Here is a 19085-nt window from a genome sequence, read left to right on the forward strand (position 1 = left end):
TTCTCAGTTCGGCGCGCCGGTAATGAAGCTTTTCACGCGTGAATCCTGTAGTACGACATCGGAAGGACCATCGGAAATAATCCGCCCATCGTAGAACGCAAGAACGCGCGTCGAATAGCGGCTAACGATATCCATGTCGTGCTCGACAAAAAGGACGGTTACGTCCTTCGGCAGTGCATTCACAACAATGTCCATCAGATCGAATTTTTGTTCTGCGGCGACGCCGCTGGTCGGCTCGTCCAGCAGCAGCAGAGAAGGCCCACGCGTCACGCTCACCGCAATGTCGAGCAATTTACGAACGCCGCCGGGCAGTTCCGATACCACGCGATGACGAAATTCCTGGAGACGATATCGGGTGAGCAGGTCGTCAAGCGACGCAACAAGGACTGGCGATCCAGTGCCAGCAAACGGCCGTAACGCCTCCCCCGACGAAATGCCCAGCGCGATGATGAGATTCTCTTCAGTCGTCAGACTCAGGAATAATTGAGGGATCTGGAATGAACGGCAAACGCCCGCGCGCGCAATCTCCCTCGGAGACTTGCCAGAAATATCGGCTCCCCGGAGCACGATACTTCCGCCGTCAGCCCGCAGATAACCCGTGACCATGTTGACGAAGGTGGTTTTCCCCGCTCCGTTTGTTCCGATGAGACCAACGCGTTCGCCCGCATTGATCGTGACGGAAATATCATCCGCGGCTGTGATCGCTCCAAACGACTTTCTTAAATTTCGTACATCCAGAATTGCACTCACGGAGCTTCCCCTTGCGCAATTTTGCTTCCGCGCCGGCGCTGCAACAGCGCACCAATGCCGTTCGGCATGAACAGGATGACCGTCAGCATGAAGATGCCAAGCGTCATCTGCCAGGCATTTGGGAAGTGTTGGCTGGAAAATGACCGGACGAGTTCGAGCAGGATCGATGCCACAAAAATGGCGACAACGCTGACCTGACCCGCGAGAATAGCGACAAACACAAACTCGCCCGATGTTGTCCAGAACGCGAGCTCAGGGTCGATGTGTCCGAGCACGAGCGCATTCAACGCTCCACCCATCCCTGCGAGAAATGCAGCAACGACATAGTTCTCGAAAATCGCGCGGCGAACCGAGGTCCCAAGGTATTCCACGCGAATTTCATTGTCCTTTACCCCCAGCGACAGCAGGCCACGAACAGACCTGAAATGAATCCGAAGCAGACAGGCGCTTGCTACTGCGATGACGCAGGCAAGCGCATAGATCGCAAATACGGGCGAAAGACCGGTCGTCTGCTCCAGTCCGAAAAACGTTGGCGGCCGGAGATTCAAACCATCCGAGCCGCCCAGGATATCGGCCTTTGTCAAGGCGCCATGCACCAGCATCGACAATGCGAGCGTGAGCGTTGCGAAAAATATCTTCCTATATCCGGCGAGCAATGGGCCGATCAACAGCCCCGCCACCAGTCCGGATAGCCCGCCGGCAATCACCAGAACGACGGCGTTGGTGACGTCGCCCCACAACATGAGCAGACCGGCACCGTAGCCGCCTACGCAATAAAACAGCCCCTGTCCGAACGATAACAAGCCGCTTCGCAACATCACCACCAGGCCGAGCGCTGTAATCCCCTTGGCCAGAGCCACTGCGCCCAGGAAGGTCGCCCAACCCGGCAGAAACGGGCCTAGCGCCAGCAATGCTGCAAGCGTCGCCGTGGCAGCCAGAATGATCTTTGTATTAGTCATCATATTTTCCGCAGTTGCACCGCACCGAACATGCCTTGCGGCTTGATCGCGAGCATCAGCGCCATAACCAGATAAACGATGAAAAGCTCGGCCGATGGCCAGAGATGAATGGCAAGGGACCGCGACAGGCCGACAACAAGCGCTGCTATTGCGGCCCCTTCGATGCTGCCCAACCCGCCGATCACCACCACGGCAAAACTGAGAAGCACCACAGTCACCGCCAGACCCGGCTGCACCGAAATTTTCGGCGCCGTAATCGCCCCGCCTATAGCAGCCAGGAACACACCAATCGTGAAGGCAATCACGAAGATACGGGTGACATTGATTCCCAGCGCGCTGCTCATGTCACGATCATGAATCACAGCCAGCACGAGCTTTCCGCTCTTGGTGCGATTCAGCCCAAGCCACAAGATGATCCCGGCAAAAATGGCGAACACGATCAGCATAAGATCGTAGCCGACGTAAGTCAGTCCGTAGACCTTCAAATCTCCGAAGAGCGAGTAGGGATCGTACGCGTAGTATGGATTAACACCCCAAATCAGCTTGGTCGCATCTTCAAGAATGAGGAAAAGCGCGTAGGTGACAAGCACCAGGATGACTTCATCGCGCTCATACAGAAAGCGGAGCAGCCCACGTTCGAGAAGCGGACCGAGGATTCCTGCCACCAGCATCGATGAGCCGAGCATCAAGACCAGACCGAACGCCGGAGGATTGTCGCCGCTGGCATAGTACCAGCCCGCAACTGTCGCGGCTACGTAGGCTCCTATTGCGTAGAAATTGCCATGCGCAAGATTTAGGACGTTCAAGACACCGAAGATTAATGTGAGTCCGACCGCAACGATGAAAATCCACGATGCATCGATCAAACCGTCAAGAAGTATCGTCGTCACGAGTTGCACGAATAGTTCCCCCGAAGTGCCGCACCCCTGGCGCACGAATGCGCCGGGGTGCGCAATGCCTAGTTACACTTTGCTTCGGGAAAACCCTGGGCGATCCATTCTTCCGATTTCACATTCACCGGCGGATTCACACATTCCGCGGCAAAACGCTCGACTTCGACAACTTCCACGCGCTTCGTAGCAGGATTCCACTTTGTCAGGCCGATCGCATTGGCTTGGATAGCCTGATGGCCATCTCCCAGTGCCATCTTGATGCGGCCCGATGGTGCCTCCCATTCAAGTCCTGTCAGGGCATCGGCTATCTGATCGGCTGTCGGTTTCTTGCCGCCGTTCGCCGCCGCCGCCTTGTCCACGGCAAGTTTGAGAGCAAGAACGGACTGTGCCATGCGGTAGGGCGCCTGGGATGGCACCTGACCCGCGAACTGTTTCTCATAGGCAGCCACAAACCAGTCATTCAGAGCGCTCTTGGCGGCAAACGGCCCGTTCTCACCGCGCGCGCCGACAAGCACGTCGTTCGGCATACGGCTTCCGAGCGGTTGAAAGACATGATCTGCGGCAATAATGGCAACGTGGCGGTCTTTGAAAAGATTGCGCGGAGCGCCCTGCAGGATGAACGCCTGAAGGTCACCTCCCCAAAGACTGGTGTGCACGATTTGGGGGTTCGCTTGCAGCAGCGCGGAGATTTCAGTGCCGTATTGTCCTGCACCGAATTTCGGCCAAAGCTCCGACTTGATCTTAGCCTTGTCATTCAGCTTGACCATGCTCTGCTGGAAATCTTTCCAGTTATCGCGGCCATAGGCATAATCAGGATTAATGCCCCCAACGTCATCCGACTTAAGCTTGCGCTTGGCGATATACCGAGCCATGGCGACGTTATCCATCGTCGCGTGCGCGGTTGCGCGAAAAACATAGCGATACTTGTTATCCTCGAATATTCGGGGCGTGCCGCAATCGAAAAGTATAAGAATTTTTTTCAGCTCCTCGGCAACGGGTGCGCCCGCGAGGCAATTGCTTGAGCTGATGTAACCGATCACCGCATCGTACCCATCGCGGTCATAGGCGTTTCGCAGTTCCTGAACCTGCTTGGTCGTGCCGCCGTTCTCGTCGATAACGGAAGCTTCCACTTTAAGACCGCCCAAACCGATCTTGTCATATGGCGGCGGCAACTGACCTCCCTGATTGAATGCATCAGCGAGCATCTTTGCTGAATTCCAGGCAGGCACACCGAACGACTCTGCACCAGGCCCGGAAGTGAACGTCACGATTCCGAGCTTAAACGTTTGTCCTTGAGCGCACGCCGTTTGCGCCAATCCCAACAGCGAAAGCGTACTAATAGCCGCGGATAAAAGACGCTTGGTGCGAGTGATAGGCATCGTGCCCCCCTGATTGGTTTGCTCTTTGTTGGAAAACTATGTATACAAAGTTGGCCGAGCGGTCAATATGGCGAATACTACGGAGGCTGCGATGATTGTCGAAATGCGGACCTATTCACTCACGCCCGGAAGCGTGAGCAAATGGCTTCGTCTGTACGAAGAAAAGGGATTCCCTGTTCACAAGGAAATTCTGGGCAATCTGATCGGCTACTTCCACACCGAGATCGGCGATGTGAACGAAGTGATTCATATGTGGGGTTACGAGAGCTTTGAAGATCGACAGCAAAGGCGCGCTCAACTGGCCAAGCATGCCGACTGGCAGGCGTTCCTCGCCGACGCATTGCCTATCTTACAAACGCAGCAGATCAAGATTCTGAGTTGCGCCACCTTCTCGCCGATACGCTGATCTTTGATTGCGCACCAAGAGTGCCGCCTGTTTCAGCATTTTTTAAGTTTCAAAGGCGGAATTGGCGGCGCTGAGTCTTGGCTGATCGAGCACCGTGTCTACGGTCCCATTATTCCGTAAGGGCGCCGAAAAAGCGACGCTTGGCTCTTTTCGTTGCTTCGAGACATAGTCGATCCCGCGAGCTTAAGTTACTGAATACCGTCACGGCAGTTGAATTCCATAATCGCTCATTACGCGAAAAGGCGGCGATAAAGTTCATGTTGAATGACCGTTTAGCGTGAGCATTTCTCGTAGCTTGAACCGAAGTATTTTCCCGGATCCTGTCCTAGGTATTTCTGATATGAAATGTACCGAGTACGGGACCTTATAAGACGACAGCCGTTCACGGCAATACAAGATGACCGCGTCCGGCGTAACGGGTGAGCCCTCCCGCGGTACGACAAAGATTGCGGGCACCTCGCCGAGATGCTCGTGCCGGATCCCGACGACGGCACTATCGACCACCTGCTCCATCGAATTCACGACTTCCTCGATCTCGCCGGGCGCTATATTCTGTCCGCCACGGATGATCAACTCCTTGAGACGACCCGTAATGGTCAGAAAACCATTCTTGTCACTCCGCGCCAAATCGCCGGTGTAATACCAGCCCTTTCGCAAAGCAGATGCCGTCTCTTCGGGCTTGTTGTGGTAACCGCTCATCAGATTTGGACCGCGGACGATTAACTCGCCTTCCTGGCCAAGATCGACGTCTTCTCCCGTGGCCGGCGATAAAATGCGAACTGCGAGTCCGGGAATTGGCAGACCGCATGATCCCATGACGCGACTGCCTGTCATCCAATTCAATGTGACGAAGGTGGAGGTCTCTGTAATACCGTATCCGTCGAGGAGCTTTAGCTTAAAACGCGATTCAAACTCTCGATTCAGAGTTGCCGGCATGATCGCACCGGCGCTGATGCAGACGCGCAAGCCCGGAAACTTATCGAGTGGCTCATCCTTCGTCGCCTCTAACAGAAAATGAAACATAGTCGGCACGCCGGGAAATACAGAGAACTCGCCCGTTTTAAGCAAACGAACGGCTTCGGACGTGGAGTATTTCTCCATGATGTACTCGGTGGCACCTGTGGCCAGAATACCCAGCACTGAGAGCGCGAGTGCATAAGAGTGGAACAGCGGGAGCGGTGAAAGCACAACGTCTCGCTCGCTTAACCCGCCGATGGGCGCAAGGCACGCGGCAGTAATCCAGAGCATGCCATGGACGGTAAGCAATACGCCCTTCGCACGTCCCGTTGTTCCGGACGTGTAGATGATGAACGCGGGAAGAAACATGTCGAGCGAATCGCGCGGAGTTGAATTCGGCGCCGTCGCGACCAGTTGCGAATAACGCACCCCTTCGCCCCTGACGGCATCCCGGCCGACGAGAATAACGAGGCGTAATCCGGGAGCAGACTTCATAAGCTTGGCCACCAACTCAGAGCGCTCGTCCGTGGTGACAATGGCCGCGCAATCGGCATCCAGCAAGCGATAGAGTATCTCGGATTCCGTCGAGTCATAACTGATCGGAACGGAGATACAGTCGGCACGATTGATCGCAAAGCAGGTTTCAACCCAGGCAACTGAGTTGGGAAGAAAAATGGCGACCTTCATCCCCGCTTCCATTCCACGGTCGGCGAGGTGTCCGGCCAAATGACCCGTCCGCGTCGCCAGCTCGGCATATGTTACCGAACCGGCGACATCGCGAAATGCCTGCTTCGATCCAAGCTGCTCCGCTTGACGGCGGAGCAGTTCGGGTATCGGCGAGATCAATTCTGTCTGGATCATATTTCGTTTCCTCGAGGTCGGCGGTTACACCATGCTGAAGCCGCCGTTGATGCTGATCGTCTGGCCTGTAATCCAGCTGCCATGCTTGGACGCAAGGAGCGTCACCATCGGGGCTATATCCGACGAAAAACCAAGACGGCGCAGCGGATACAGCTTTGTAAGTTTCTCACGATTTGCGTTAACCCACGCAATGTCATGAGGTGTCTCGACCAAGCCCAGCGAAATGGTATTCGCCGTTGTCCCGACGCGGCCGAGTTCTCTTGCGAGAGACTTCATCAGTGCGATAACGCCGCCACGCGCCGCCGCAACGATGCTGAGCCCGGATTCTCCGACGCGGGACGAATCGCCCACAAGCGCGATAATCCGGCCGTCGCCGGATTTCTCCAAATGCGGCGCGGTCGCTCTGCAAACGTGAAGCGCGCCGTACAGACATACGTCGATCTGCTTCTTCCATTCATCCTGCGTCGTGTCGCTGAAGCGATTTCGCAGCGCTACGCCCGCATTGTTGACGACAATATTGAGACCGCCGAAATCCGCGACGATCTTCGAAACCATGTCGTTGACTTCCGCGAAATTGGCGACATCGGCCTTATAGGCGATGGCTTTTCCGCCGGCCTTCTCGATGTCCGCAACAACAGCCGCGGCCTTCTCTCGGGAGCCGTTGTAGTTGACGGCGACTGCCGCACCTTCAGCGGCAAGACTTAGAGCAATGTCGCGCCCCACATCTCGTCCAGCGCCCGTGACCAGTGCCACCTTGCCCTTCAGAACCATATCCATGTTTTCGTCCTCTTCGCTTTATGTTTGTTAGATGCCCTTGGGAATGTCTAGTGGCCGATCTAGTCGTACGCATCCATGCCTTTTCGGAGAGCGCTCCATTGCGCGGCGTCATGACCGCAGATAACAGACGCGCCCGCCTTCTCAAGCTTTCGCACCTCGGCAAAAGATTTCAAAAACTGATCGACGTTCCATGTGTTTCGCGGGGCATGGTCCGTATCCAGGTTGGCACGAATGCTTACTGCATCCGACGTGAGCAGGAATTCACCGGATCGATCCAGCTTCACGAGCGCACCAACGGTTCCTGGCGTGTGACCCGGCAACTCGATAACCGTCAGCCGTCCGTCGCCGAAGACATCTTCCGCGCTCTCAATGATTTTCAGCGGATTTTCCGTTTTCCAGTCAGCGGCAAAGTATCCGCTGTTGGACGAATCAGATGCCTGCGCGGCGCTGAGTTCGCGCGCGTGCACGATCATCGTTGCCTTCTTGAAAAACTCATTGCATCCGCAGTGGTCCGTATGGAAGTGCGAACAAATGACCACATCAATGTCGTCCGGTCCCAGCCCAACAGCCCGGAGACCGCTCAGAACATTATCGTCCGGCGACATAACCGGTGTCATGAACTTGGCGAGATTCCCCCAACGAGCCTCGGCGTTCTCAGCTATCGTTGGATGACAGCCCGTGTCGAACAACACATTCCCTTGCGCATGCCGCATCAAAATGCAGGAAACGGGAAGATCGACCGTCTCTTCCCGGCCGGCATCCGGATAATAAATCGCCTTCTTCATCCTCAGACGACCGCCCGATAACACATGCATTTTCATAGCCGCTACCTCCCGCGAAATTCAGCAGACCGTTTTTCAACGAAGGCAGCCCGGCCTTCCCGATAGTCGTCGCTGTCGGATACCCGATCGATAAACGCATTGGCGGCGTCCTCATCGAGACATCCAGGACCCATCGAAAGGCCGGTCAGGATCTGCTTTGCGCCCTGAACCGAGAGCGGCGCGACGGCCGCAAGACGTTGCGAGAATGCAGCGGCTTCGGTCATCGGATCGGGCGAAACGTGATCGATCAAGCCAATCTGGTGTGCATGCTCTGCAGAAAGCCGTTCAGCCGAGTAAAGAATGCGCTTCGTATTTGACAGACCAACCAGCGACAAAAGCCGCTGTGTGCTTCGAACGCCGTAGACGATAGATAGCTTCGCGGCAGGAATTCCGATGGAGGAATCCCGATGAGCGTAACGGAAATCGCACGCCATCGATAAATGACAACCTCCTCCGAGGCAGTATCCTTCCAGCACGGCGATCACTGGCTGTGGCACGCTCGAGATTGCGTCGGAGGCGGCGTCCACCGCGACCTCATACGCTTTGCTTTCCGCAAGATTAGACCTCACCTTGCCGAATTCCGATACGTCCGCACCGACGCTGAAATTGCCTCCGGCTCCTGTCAGAATTATCGTGCGTACGTCACGCTGCCTGCCCAGTTCCTCGAAGATCGCGGCGATCTCTCGCCACATCGACAGCGTCATGGAATTTCGCTGCGATGGACGATTGATCGTTACGGTTACGGTGGAGCCAGAACTCCTGGTCTCGATATCCGCCATATCAACCTCCCTTCGCATCGAGCCGCTGCGCGCGGAAAGCGGCGACGGCAGCGGCGATCTCCCCCACTATTCCGCGTCGGAACAGCAGGACACACATCATGAATATGAGGCCGATGATGGTTGGCACCTTGCTCGACAAATCGATTGCGAGAGGACCGAGCTGAACCACACCAAGACTGGCCAGCCGGCTTTCCAGCGTCACGATCAGGACGGCGCCGACAATCGGACCCAACGCCGTTCCGAGCCCGCCCAACAAACACATGAGAATCACATTTCCGGATTGCGTCCAGTGCGCATCAGGCAATCCAGCAAACCCAAGAGTGAGAGCCTTGATGCCGCCAGCAAGACCGGCAACGGCCGCCGAGATTGCGAATGCGCTCAGTTTGTAGCTTTGAACATCGTAGCCAAGTGAAATTGCACGCGGCTCGTTGTCACGAATGGCGAGCAGAACCTGTCCAAAAGGCGCTTCCATCAACCGCTGAAGCCCCCAGACGACGCCAACAAGCAGAACAAGGACAAAAGCGTACATCACATAGTCGTTGGACAGATCGAGCATCCCAAAGACAGCACGACGCGGAATGCGCTGCAGTCCGTCTTCGGCGCCGGTAAACGGGGCTTGAACGAAGAAGAAGTAGACCATCTGCGCCAATGCCAGCGTAATCATCGCGAAGTAAATTCCCTGACGGCGAATGGCCATGCCGCCCATCAACAGTCCCAGCACCGCGCCTGCAAGAGCGCTTCCCCCGAGCGCCAGCTCCGGCGTGAAATTCCATTCCTTGACGGCATATCCAGCCAGATACGCGCCTATGCCGAAAAACGCGGCGTGGCCAATCGAGAGCAGGCCGACGTTGCCGGTGAAAAAATTAAACGCCACCGCGAAAAGTGCGAGGGAGACGCACTTCATGAGAAACTGCACGTAAAGGCCAGTGAACGGAAGGACGATACCAACGATCGCAAGTCCGAGCAGAATCGCCGTAGATGCCCGCATTGTCGTCATCATGCTTCCCGTCCAAACAAACCGGCAGGCCGCAGCAAAAGCACCAGCATCATGACGATGAAAACGATCGTCGAGGAAACTTCAGGGTAAACCACTTTCGCAAGCCCCTCTATCAAGCCCAGACCCAGACCGGTGATGATGGCACCTGCTGTGGACCCCAGACCTCCGATCACGACGACTGCGAACGTCACGATCAGAATGTTCGACCCCATCAACGGTTGCACCTGATAGATCGGCGCCGCCAGAACGCCGGCGAACGCCGCCAATCCCGCTCCGAGCGCATAGACAAACGTGACCATCAGCGGAATATTTATTCCAAGCGCCTGGACGATGCGCGCGTTTTCCGTTCCGGCGCGCAAATAGGATCCAAGGCGGGTGCGCTCGATCAGAAGCCAGATCGCCAAACACACCACGAGCGAGATCCCGACGATCCAAATGCGATAGAGCGGCAATCTCATGAAGCCGAGATCGATCAGTCCGCGCAGCTCGGACGGCGTCGGATACGGCAAGCCGCCGGAGCCATAGATATCGCGGAAGATACTTTCGATGACGAGCGCGAGGCCAAACGTCAGCAGCAAGCTATAAAGATGATCCAGGCCCGCCAGCCTGCGGAGCAAGTATCGTTCAACCAGCGCGCCGAATACTCCGACCACGATTGGAACCGCGACCAACGACCACCAATAGTTCACGCCGAGCTTATGCATCGCAAGATAGACGCCGAACGCCCCGAGCATATAAAGCGCCCCGTGCGCAAAATTGATGATGTTCAGCAGTCCGAAGATTAGCGCCAAGCCAAGACTCAGAATGGCGTAAAAGCAGCCGTTTACGAGACCGATGGTGACCTGTCCGAGCAAGACCTGGATGGGGAAATCGAACATCGTTTCTCAAACCCCAAGGCGTCGGTCGACCAGATCGCTCTGGGATTCAAGTTCGTCGGCCGTCAAATGCATGACGATCTGGCCGTGCTCGACGACAAGAAAGCGATCCGCGAGCAGCTCCGCGAAATGCTTGTTCTGCTCGACCAGCAAAATCGTGTAACCACGGCTGCGCAAAGTGACGACAAGATCAAATAACCTGTCCACCACAACCGGTGCCAGGCCTTCGGAGATTTCATCGAGCAGAAGCAAATGAGCACCTGTTCGAAGAATTCGCGCAATCGCGAGCATTTGCTGCTCACCTCCGGAAAGGCGCGTTCCCGGCGTACTGCGCCGCTCGGCGAGATTCGGGAGAAGCTGATAGATTTCTTCCACCGACATCCCGCCCTCCGATTGCTTTGGAGGGAGCAATAGATTTTCTTCGCACGACAATGACGCGAAAATGCCTCGCTCTTCCGGGCAATAGCCGACGCCGAGACGCGCGATCTGATGTGGAGGAAGGTTACTTGCTTCTTTGCCGTCTATCTGGATGGCGCCCGTGCAGCGATCCATGAGACCCATGATTGCGCGCAGCGTGGTCGTGCGGCCGCTTCCGTTGCGGCCGAGCAAGGCGACAACCTCCCCTCGCTGCAAGGCGAATGTCATACCGTGAAGAACGTGGGACTCGCCGTACCAAGCCTCGAGATGCTCCACTGCAAGGACCGCGTCCGCATTCCCAAGCGCAGCGGCTGTCATTGTGCACGCTTTCGGCGAGAGCCGAGATAGGACTCTATGACCTGCGGATCGCAAGATACCTCGTCATACGTCCCCTCCGCGATAATCTGCCCCCGGCGTAAAACACTAATGCGGTCCGCGATGCGAGCTACTATCTTCATGTTGTGCTCGACCATCACAACCGTACGGCCGACCGCCGCTCGCTTGATGAGGCCGGTGACGCGGTCGACGTCCTCCTGGCCAAGCCCTTGTGTCGGCTCGTCCAAAAGCATGACTTTTGGCTCAGCGGCAAGCGTCGTCGCAAGCTCGAGTGCGCGCTTTCGTCCGTATGGCAGATCGCCAGCGCGCGTATTCGCAAAACTCAACAGATCAACCTGTGTCAGAAGATTTGCGATGCGATCGGAAACATCGCCCAGTTTTCCACGCCCGCGCCAAAATGCCACGGGTGACACATAACTCCGCTGCAGCGCAGTCATCAGATTCTCGGCGACAGTCAGGCTTGGAAATACTGCGGATATCTGGAAGGACCGCACCAGACCGCGGCGGGCTACTTCTGCAGCTTTTTGATTTGATATATCAACGCCATCAAGAAATATCTGGCCTGACGTCGGCCGCATAAATCGTGTCAGTAAGTTGAACACGGTGGTCTTGCCCGCGCCGTTGGGACCGATCAACGCATGAATTTCGCCCCGGCGAACGTCGAAATCGACGCCTGATACAGCGACATAGCCACGAAAATCTTTTCGCAGGCCCCGCGCCTGCAATACCGCGTCGGTTGCAATGCGAGGCGTGACCGCGTGCATCCAGACCCCCATTTGGCTTTTTTGCTCCGCGCGAGAAGCACGGCATTATTGACATCGTCATAGCAAAGATAGTCTAGTTACGCAAGCTTGCGGAATAGTTTCGTCGCGGGCCAATCAAACAAGAGAAGGGGAGGAATTCATGAGAACTGCAATTCTAGCTCTGGCTGCGTTGGCAACTTTTACCGGCTACACGCACGCTCAGACGACGATTTCAGATGATGTGGTCCGCATCGGCGTGCTGACGGATTTATCGGGACAGTTTTCTCACGAATCCGGAGAAGGCGCTGTCACCGCCGTTAAAATGGCTGTCGAGGATTTTGGCGGAAAAGTTTTAGGCAAGCCTGTTGAAGTCATCGCAGCCGATCATCAGAACCGGAATGAAGTCGCGATTGCCAAAGCGCGCGAATGGTACGATGTCGGAAAGGTTGACCTCATCGCCAACCTCGTCAATTCATCGATTGCGCTTGCAGTCACGAATATCGCGCAGGAAAAGAACCGGATCGCGGTCGTCACGACCTCCGGATCTTCAAGGCTGACAAACGATTCCTGCACCACGAACAGCATTCACTACGTTTATGACACGTACGCCTTGGCTCAGGGTACGGCCAAGGCTCTCATGAAAGAGAAGCTGGACAGCTGGTATTTCCTGACGGCCGATTACGCGTTTGGGCACGCGCTCGAAATCGACACGTCGGCGATCGTGAAAGCGAACGGAGGAACGGTTTCGGGTGCATTGCGGTATCCGATGGATACCTCAGACCACTCCTCTTTTCTGCTTCAGGCACAGGCTTCAAAAGCAAAGGTCGTCGCAATTGCGGGATCAGGCACCGTATTCATCAATGCGGTGAAATCCGCCAAGGAATTCGGGTTGACGGATGGCGGCAAGCAAACCATCGCAGGGCTTCTTGTCTGGATCAACGACGTCCATGCGATGGGCCTGCCGCTTGCGCAAGGACTCGTTCTCACCAACGGATTCTATTGGGACCGCGACGATGATACACGCGCGTTCGCAAAGCGTTTCTATGAGCGGCTGAAGCGTATGCCCAACATGGGCGACGCAGGCGATTACTCTTCAACCATGCACTACCTGAACGCCATCAAAGCTGCCGGAACCGATGAAGCAAAGTCCGTCATGGCAAAGATGCGCGAACTGCCTGTGAACGACTTTTTTGCCAAGAACGGCCGCCTCCGCGAAGATGGGCGATTCGTTCACGACATGTATCTCTATGAGGTGAAGAAGCCGTCAGAGTCGAAGTACGCGTGGGACTACTACAAGCTTCGCGCGGTCATTCCCGAGAATGAAGCTTTCCGCCCGCTTTCGGAAAGCAAGTGCGCATTGGTCAAGAAGTGATCGAACATTGAGACGTCAGATGCGGCCGGGCACTGCCCGGCTGCTCTTGCGCCCTCCGAATTTCTCCGGGTTGTAGCGCATCCGGTACTTCATCGAGAACGCACTGATCGCCTCGCCGCAGCGGTTGCAGACGACGACCGGCGTAAAAATCTTTTCGCAAGCGTCGTGACGAAGCAGCATCGGCGGCCTGCCCTGTGACCGCCAGCGGTCGCCCCACGCCATGATCATCAAGAGAGGCCCGTGCAGGTCGGCTCCCATCGGCGTGAGAAGATACTCATAGCGTTCCGGAGCATCCTGATACATTTCCTTCCGGAACACTCCGTGATCAACAAGACGCGCTAACCGATCGGTCAGAATATTGGTGGCGATACCAAGTTCCGAATGGACCTGATCGAATCGCGTGTGACCGTAAAACGCCTCGCGAAGAATAAGGAAGCTCCAGCGGTCTCCAATAACTTCGAGTGTGCGTGAAACCGAACTTGGGCGGCCGCGCATGAAATCGTCGGCCGTGCGGCGCGATCGTCGCGGCGCCTCCGCCGGTATTCGCCCGGCACCAGGTCCGTCCACGTAACTCACATCTCGCGCCGAGAAACGCTGCTCACAGCAGGAACATGTGACGATTGGCTTGCTCACGCAATTGCAACTCTCATGAATGAGCTGAAGCGGGCCGCTTTTGGATGTCTCGAGCCAGCGATCACCGAACTGCATCATCGACATGAACATCGGATAAAGTTCGATCCCGGCCTTTGTCAGCTTGTACTCGACGCGGCTCAACGTACTGGAATATGGGAACTCCCTCATAATTCCTTCGTGTACCAGACGCCTCAGCCTGTCAGTCAGCGTCGCCCGCGTAATCTCCAGACCTGAGCGGAATTCCTCAAAACGCTTGGCACCGAAGAACGCTTCCCGAATGACCAGAAATGCCCACGCGTCCGATAAAATGCCGACCGTGCTTGCAATCGAACAGCGCCTCTCGGTCGCGATGGCTTGCTTCTGTCCTTTGCGAACCGGAGATTTTTTCTTCGATGATTTGACGGGCTTTTCTTTAGCTGCTGCTGATAGCCCCATTATATAGCTCAGGTTCGTCGATCTATGACATCAGGAAAGATCGAACGATGAATTTGTAAGCTGATGCTCGATTATACCAATACCGATCTCAGAACAAGCGACAGGTGACGGTCGACACATGGTGTCATACACCCTCTGCGTTTCGCGTCGCGGATCGAACCAACTGAAAGATACGTTCGGGCGTCGCCGGCAACGTGTGGATTTCAACCCCCAAGGGGGATAGCGCGTCCGAGATGGCATTCGCTATCGCGGCGGGCGCTCCGATAGTCCCCCCCTCGCCCATCCCCCGGAAACCTCCGATATTGTTCGGAAGGTCTGCCTCGATATGAAGAATTCCGATGTCTGGAACGTTCGTTGCAAGCGGCAGGAGATAATCGGCAAGGCTTGCCGTTACGACCTGGCCAGATTCATCATGCACGATCTCTTCCAGCAAGGCAGCGCCAATGCCCTGTGCCACGGCGCCCTGAATCTGGCCGTCGACAATCATTGGATTAATAATGCGGCCGCAGTCTTCAGCCACGACATACTTGCGGATTGTCACCCCATAGGTCTGCGGATCAATTTCAACCATGACCAGATGCGTGGACGAACAGGCCGTTCCGAAATAGGGATCGTAGGTTTCCGATGCGATGAGGTCTTCGCGCTGCTCTCGGGGAATTCTTCCCATCTGTGAATATACCGCATGCGCGACCTCCTTGAATGTCATCGAGACATTCGAATTACGCGCATAGATAAGGCCTTCCGAAGCATCGAGATCGTCGACTGGCACATTCATAAGATGAGCCGCGGCTTTCAGGACTTTTGCTTTCACCACCCTGGAAGACATCGTCGCGGCCCCGCCGGCAAGCACGGCTGACCTGCTTGCGAAGGTGCCGCTGCTCACCGGCGTCAACGCGCTGTCGCCATGCTGAATTTCCACATCTTCCAGCCTGCAACCCAATTCATCTGCTATGACCTGCGCAAGCGTGGTTTCCAGGCCCTGACCATGCGATGCAATGCCGAACGCAGCGGTAATTGCGCCGGTTGCGTCGATGCGGATTGAAGATGTCTCCGTGCCGGTATTAATCGGCATGCCGGGCGCAACCGAAATGCGCGAGCCTATGCCAGTCAGTTCTGCGTAGCTCGACAGACCGATGCCGACCCAGCGTCCCTCAGCCCGTGCGTCGTCGCGCTCGCGCAAAAGTGTGGGATAATCTGCGAGGTCGCATGCTCCGCTCAGGCATTCCTGGAACGCGGATTTATCCCAGATGAGTCCCGATGCAGTCCGATACGGAAACTCCTCCGCGCGCACGAGATTGCGCCGCCGCATTTCAACGGGATCCATTCCGATCTTGCGAGCGGCCATATCGATGAGCCGCTCCATCGCAAAGGTCGAAGCGGGACGGCCCACGCCGCGATAAGGCCCCGTCGGCGGCTTCGGCGTCAGGACGCCCCGCACGCGGCCTCGGTAATGCTGAAGACGATACGGGCCAGGCAGGAAACTTACGACCTGCACAGGTTCAAGCGCCCCCGTCCAGGGATAAATCGAATAGGCACCGATGTCCCCGATCACGTCAGCACGCAGACCAAGAAGCGTGCCGTCCTCATCCACGGCAAGCTCTGCATCGATTAGCTGATCGAAGGCCTGACTCGTCGCCGATAAATCCTCAAGCCTGTCGCATACATACTTCACCGGGCGCCCAAGTTTTCGAGCGAGAGCACAGACTAGAATTTCCTCGTGATAGAGCGACCCCTTTCCGCCAAAGCTGCCACCGACATCCGGAGCGACGACGCGGATTCTGTTTCCGGGCAGGTCGAGGCAGTTCGACAATGCGTCGCGTACAATACCCGGGATATTGGTCGAGGAGTGAAGCGTCAGCGCGAGGCGGCGGCGATCCCATTCTGCGAGATACGACCTATTTTCAATCGAGACGGCCGTCTTTCGCGTCATCCGGAATGTCGCTCTGACCGTCACCGGAGCCTGCGCGATCACGTTATCGACTTCGCCGCGCGCGAACTCGCGGGAAATAATGACATTCGTTCCCGCTTCCTCGTGCAGGAGCGGAGCGTCATCCGCAACCGCGTCGACCTGCCGAATTGCAAACGGGAGCGCTTCGTATTCAATATGAATATGTTCGAGCGCATCTTCGGCTGCATAACGGCTGTCGGCGAGCACGGCGACGACCGGTTCGCCCACATACCGAACCTTGCCACGGGCGAGCGGCCAGATCGGCGTCGCGTAATAGTTCTTCATGGTCGATATCGGAACTGCCGGCTTCACCTCATCCTCGAGATCGGCGGCGCTAAAGACGGCAAAGACACCCGGCACCGAAATCGCCTCGCCCGCATCGATCTTCACGATCCGCGCATGCGGCTGATCGCTACGGCGAATTGCCATGTGAAGAGTTTTGCTCGGGGTCATATCGTCGACGTAGCGTCCAACGCCCGCGAGCAGGCGCGGATCTTCCGTGCGCTTGATCCTCTGTCCGACCATCTTGGGTCGCATCTCGACTGACGATGAGTCGAAACGTTTCATGTCCGAACCCTCGCGTGACTGGAAGGAAGTCTCACTTGAACGAGGCCCTTTCCCTGGCCAGTTCGCGCACCGCGTTGACGATATGCTCGTAACCGGTACACCGGCATATATTGCCCGAGAGAGCTTCACGAATTTCGTCATCGGTGTCGAGGCTGTGATGCAGGAGCATGTCCGTGATGGTCATCACGAAACCAGGCGTACAAAAACCGCACTGTAGTCCATGATGATCGCGGAAAGCCTGCTGGACACGGCCGAGATGCTCAATCGTTCCTAGCCCCTCGACGGTCTGAATGTCGGCACCGTCCGTCTGCACCGCAAGCGTTAGGCAGGAACGCGCGCTACGCCCGTCGAGCAAAATCGTGCAGGCCCCACAAACACCATGCTCACATCCGACATGCGTGCCAGTGAGCCCGAGTTCATGACGCAGGAAATCCGACAGCAGCATGCGGGGCTCGACAAGCTGCGTGTAGGATTGCCCATTCACGGACACCGTGATTGACACCCGCTTGCTCACTTTGTCCCCTTTTCCGATCGGGACCACGCATCGATTATAGCGCGACCAGCAAGGGCTCCGGCTAAGTGTCGGCGGTAATCTGCAGATGCATGTAGATCGGAATTAGGTTCAAGCTCCGCTTGAAGAGCCTCAACGGCTTTTTTCAAAAGATCGGAATTGATCTCACGACCCTCGAGCATCTCCTCCACCTGCGGCATCCGCATTGATATTTCCCCAACACCCATCACTCCGATGCGGACACCCGATGCGGCGCAGTCATGCCGTTGCATTGTGACCGCGACCGCGGCAAGGGCGTAATCACCATGACGCCGCGCGAATTCGTGAAATCCCCAGCCCGTTCCACCGGGCAATACATCGACCTCGACCTCTGTGACGAACTCATCTGGCTCCAGCACAGTGGCCATGGCGCCGATAAAGAAATCTTGCGCGGGAACTTCGCGGCGTCCTCGGGGCGATGCAATGTGCATTATTCCATTGAGCAGGAGTGACATCATCGGCATCTCAGCTGCTGAATCAGCGTGACAAATGCTGCCACAAAACGTGCCACGATTTCGGACTGTTAGATGAGCCACATGCTTCATTGTGTGATGAAGGACAGGAATGTGCTGCTGAACAAGCTCACTTGCACCCGTCATACGATGACGGACTAGCGCACCAATAGAAAGCCTCGCGCCTCGAATCTGTATAATATCGAGATCAACAATTCGATTAATATCCACTAAGATAGATGGTTGGACCAAGCGAAAGTTCATCATCGGCATTAAGCTCTGTCCGCCCGCAATCAGCTTGCCATCTCCGCCTGCGGCAGCAAGCGTTTGCACGGCATGCTCCACACTTTCAGCGCGGACATAATCAAAAACCGCTGGCTTCATTACGCGGCCCCCTCAACCGACCCAGGATATTATTCAAATGAAAATGAGATCGACGGTGACTTGCATTATTAGACTAATATGGCATATGTCAACATTGCCGAAGTTCGCTCAGCGCAGATAGCTTCGGTGTGAATCATTGGACTTTGGATCAGACCTTATCGGCGATAGTCCACAAATGCCTTGCCCAACCAGAAGGACGGTGAAGCCGCCTGTTTAGCAATCAGCGCGCTAGGAGCAGCCGCGGTAATATCGACCGCAAGCATTCGGTATCAAGATACTTTTAATTCCTCACGAGAAAACAAGCGTGTTTGCTCGAAGACGTGAATGTTTTTTCGGCAAGCACTGTCTCTGAATTTACGATCATTTGACGCCGGACACGTCCGGCAAATCATTGAGCTTCTTGAACACGAGAACTGCTCCAAGTTTCGATCTCGTACCCGCAATTACAGTTATAATTGCCCTTATCTAGAAAAGGCACCTCGATTAGCGTGCGCTCATAAAGAGCGTGGCATTGTTCACATTTTACAATTGAGCTCATAGTCATAATCTACGCTATGGAAATCGATTTTTCCACATCGTTCGCTGGCCATTCCATAACGCGTCATTATGCGAACTTTTGTTGTAGACGCCAGATAGAGAAGTTGACGGGTTGGCCGGCGTCAGGTGTTTCGGCTGGCTGCCAAGTACGAGCGCTGCCGCTTATCGATATCGCGATGGTTCTTTTCATACCATTGGATTGAGGCCTCAGCGCGCTCCCGCATCCGAGACGTCCAAAGCAGCGCGTTCCTCTTTGC

Annotated in this window: 18 protein-coding genes; 2 read left to right on the forward strand and 16 right to left on the reverse strand. The window is 55.9% G+C overall.

What is annotated here, in order from left to right:
• Positions 1-3: 3 nt before the first annotated feature.
• Genes BN32_RS21100 through BN32_RS21115 form a run of 4 tightly spaced genes read right to left on the reverse strand, consistent with a single transcriptional unit; the run spans position 4 to position 3981 of the window.
• The gene (locus tag BN32_RS21100) at positions 4-750 is read right to left on the reverse strand and encodes an ABC transporter ATP-binding protein (protein WP_019196023.1); all 747 of its coding nucleotides are present in this window, start codon (positions 748-750) and stop codon (positions 4-6) included.
• Positions 747-1709, reverse strand: a complete 963-nt coding sequence (locus BN32_RS21105; protein ID WP_019196022.1) for a branched-chain amino acid ABC transporter permease — start codon at positions 1707-1709, stop codon at positions 747-749. Before BN32_RS21105 ends, BN32_RS21100 begins: the two co-directional genes overlap by 4 nt.
• Positions 1709-2608: a branched-chain amino acid ABC transporter permease gene (locus BN32_RS21110; RefSeq protein WP_019196021.1), complete on the reverse strand. Its 900-nt coding sequence runs from the start codon at positions 2606-2608 to the stop codon at positions 1709-1711. Before BN32_RS21110 ends, BN32_RS21105 begins: the two co-directional genes overlap by 1 nt.
• 59 nt (positions 2609-2667) lie before the next feature.
• Positions 2668-3981, reverse strand: coding sequence for an ABC transporter substrate-binding protein (locus tag BN32_RS21115; protein ID WP_040427153.1), 1314 nt, complete (start codon positions 3979-3981; stop codon positions 2668-2670).
• A gap of 91 nt (positions 3982-4072) precedes the next feature.
• Here BN32_RS21115 and BN32_RS21120 point away from each other — a divergent pair, with 91 nt between their 5' ends.
• The gene (locus BN32_RS21120; protein WP_040427399.1) at positions 4073-4387 is read left to right on the forward strand and encodes an NIPSNAP family protein; all 315 of its coding nucleotides are present in this window, start codon (positions 4073-4075) and stop codon (positions 4385-4387) included.
• Between the two features lie 255 nt (positions 4388-4642).
• Here the strand turns inward: BN32_RS21120 and BN32_RS21125 are convergent, their stop codons facing one another.
• From BN32_RS21125 to BN32_RS21160, 8 genes are read right to left on the reverse strand one after another with little or no spacing between them, the layout of a single operon-like run.
• Positions 4643-6205 (reverse strand): class I adenylate-forming enzyme family protein, encoded by a 1563-nt coding sequence (locus tag BN32_RS21125; RefSeq protein WP_019196018.1) that lies wholly within the window; start codon positions 6203-6205, stop codon positions 4643-4645.
• A gap of 24 nt (positions 6206-6229) precedes the next feature.
• Positions 6230-6982: an SDR family NAD(P)-dependent oxidoreductase gene (locus BN32_RS21130; RefSeq protein WP_019196017.1), complete on the reverse strand. Its 753-nt coding sequence runs from the start codon at positions 6980-6982 to the stop codon at positions 6230-6232.
• A gap of 59 nt (positions 6983-7041) precedes the next feature.
• The gene (locus tag BN32_RS21135; protein ID WP_019196016.1) at positions 7042-7803 is read right to left on the reverse strand and encodes an N-acyl homoserine lactonase family protein; all 762 of its coding nucleotides are present in this window, start codon (positions 7801-7803) and stop codon (positions 7042-7044) included.
• Between the two features lie 5 nt (positions 7804-7808).
• The gene (locus tag BN32_RS21140) at positions 7809-8582 is read right to left on the reverse strand and encodes an enoyl-CoA hydratase-related protein (protein ID WP_040427155.1); all 774 of its coding nucleotides are present in this window, start codon (positions 8580-8582) and stop codon (positions 7809-7811) included.
• 1 nt (position 8583) lies between these two features.
• Entirely contained in the window at positions 8584-9582 is a 999-nt protein-coding gene (locus BN32_RS21145; protein WP_019196014.1) for a branched-chain amino acid ABC transporter permease, read from the reverse strand.
• On the reverse strand, positions 9579-10457 hold the full coding sequence (locus BN32_RS21150; RefSeq protein WP_019196013.1) for a branched-chain amino acid ABC transporter permease: 879 nt from the start codon (positions 10455-10457) through the stop codon (positions 9579-9581). Before BN32_RS21150 ends, BN32_RS21145 begins: the two co-directional genes overlap by 4 nt.
• Before the next feature lie 6 nt (positions 10458-10463).
• Complete coding sequence (locus BN32_RS21155; RefSeq protein WP_019196012.1) at positions 10464-11189, reverse strand: ABC transporter ATP-binding protein; 726 nt, start codon at positions 11187-11189, stop codon at positions 10464-10466.
• The gene (locus BN32_RS21160; RefSeq protein WP_040427157.1) at positions 11186-11971 is read right to left on the reverse strand and encodes an ABC transporter ATP-binding protein; all 786 of its coding nucleotides are present in this window, start codon (positions 11969-11971) and stop codon (positions 11186-11188) included. The genes BN32_RS21155 and BN32_RS21160 overlap by 4 nt, the downstream gene beginning before the upstream one ends.
• Before the next feature lie 139 nt (positions 11972-12110).
• Here BN32_RS21160 and BN32_RS21165 point away from each other — a divergent pair, with 139 nt between their 5' ends.
• Positions 12111-13322 carry an ABC transporter substrate-binding protein gene (locus BN32_RS21165; protein WP_040427159.1) on the forward strand — a complete coding sequence of 404 codons (1212 nt, stop codon included), beginning with the start codon at positions 12111-12113 and terminating at the stop codon, positions 13320-13322.
• A gap of 15 nt (positions 13323-13337) precedes the next feature.
• Here BN32_RS21165 and BN32_RS21170 read toward each other — a convergent pair whose 3' ends face one another.
• From BN32_RS21170 to BN32_RS21185, 4 genes are all read right to left on the reverse strand, one after another.
• Positions 13338-14306, reverse strand: a complete 969-nt coding sequence (locus BN32_RS21170; protein ID WP_244438258.1) for a winged helix-turn-helix transcriptional regulator — start codon at positions 14304-14306, stop codon at positions 13338-13340.
• Between the two features lie 208 nt (positions 14307-14514).
• Entirely contained in the window at positions 14515-16905 is a 2391-nt protein-coding gene (locus tag BN32_RS21175) for a xanthine dehydrogenase family protein molybdopterin-binding subunit (RefSeq protein WP_019196008.1), read from the reverse strand.
• A 31-nt stretch (positions 16906-16936) separates the two neighbouring features.
• A complete protein-coding gene (locus BN32_RS21180; RefSeq protein WP_019196007.1) occupies positions 16937-17419 on the reverse strand; it encodes a (2Fe-2S)-binding protein in 483 nt (160 codons plus the stop codon).
• The gene (locus BN32_RS21185; RefSeq protein ID WP_019196006.1) at positions 17416-18291 is read right to left on the reverse strand and encodes an FAD binding domain-containing protein; all 876 of its coding nucleotides are present in this window, start codon (positions 18289-18291) and stop codon (positions 17416-17418) included. Before BN32_RS21185 ends, BN32_RS21180 begins: the two co-directional genes overlap by 4 nt.
• Between the last annotated feature and the right edge of the window lie 794 nt (positions 18292-19085).

Source organism: Afipia birgiae 34632 (genome assembly GCF_000308295.2).
Lineage (GTDB): Bacteria > Pseudomonadota > Alphaproteobacteria > Rhizobiales > Xanthobacteraceae > Afipia > Afipia birgiae.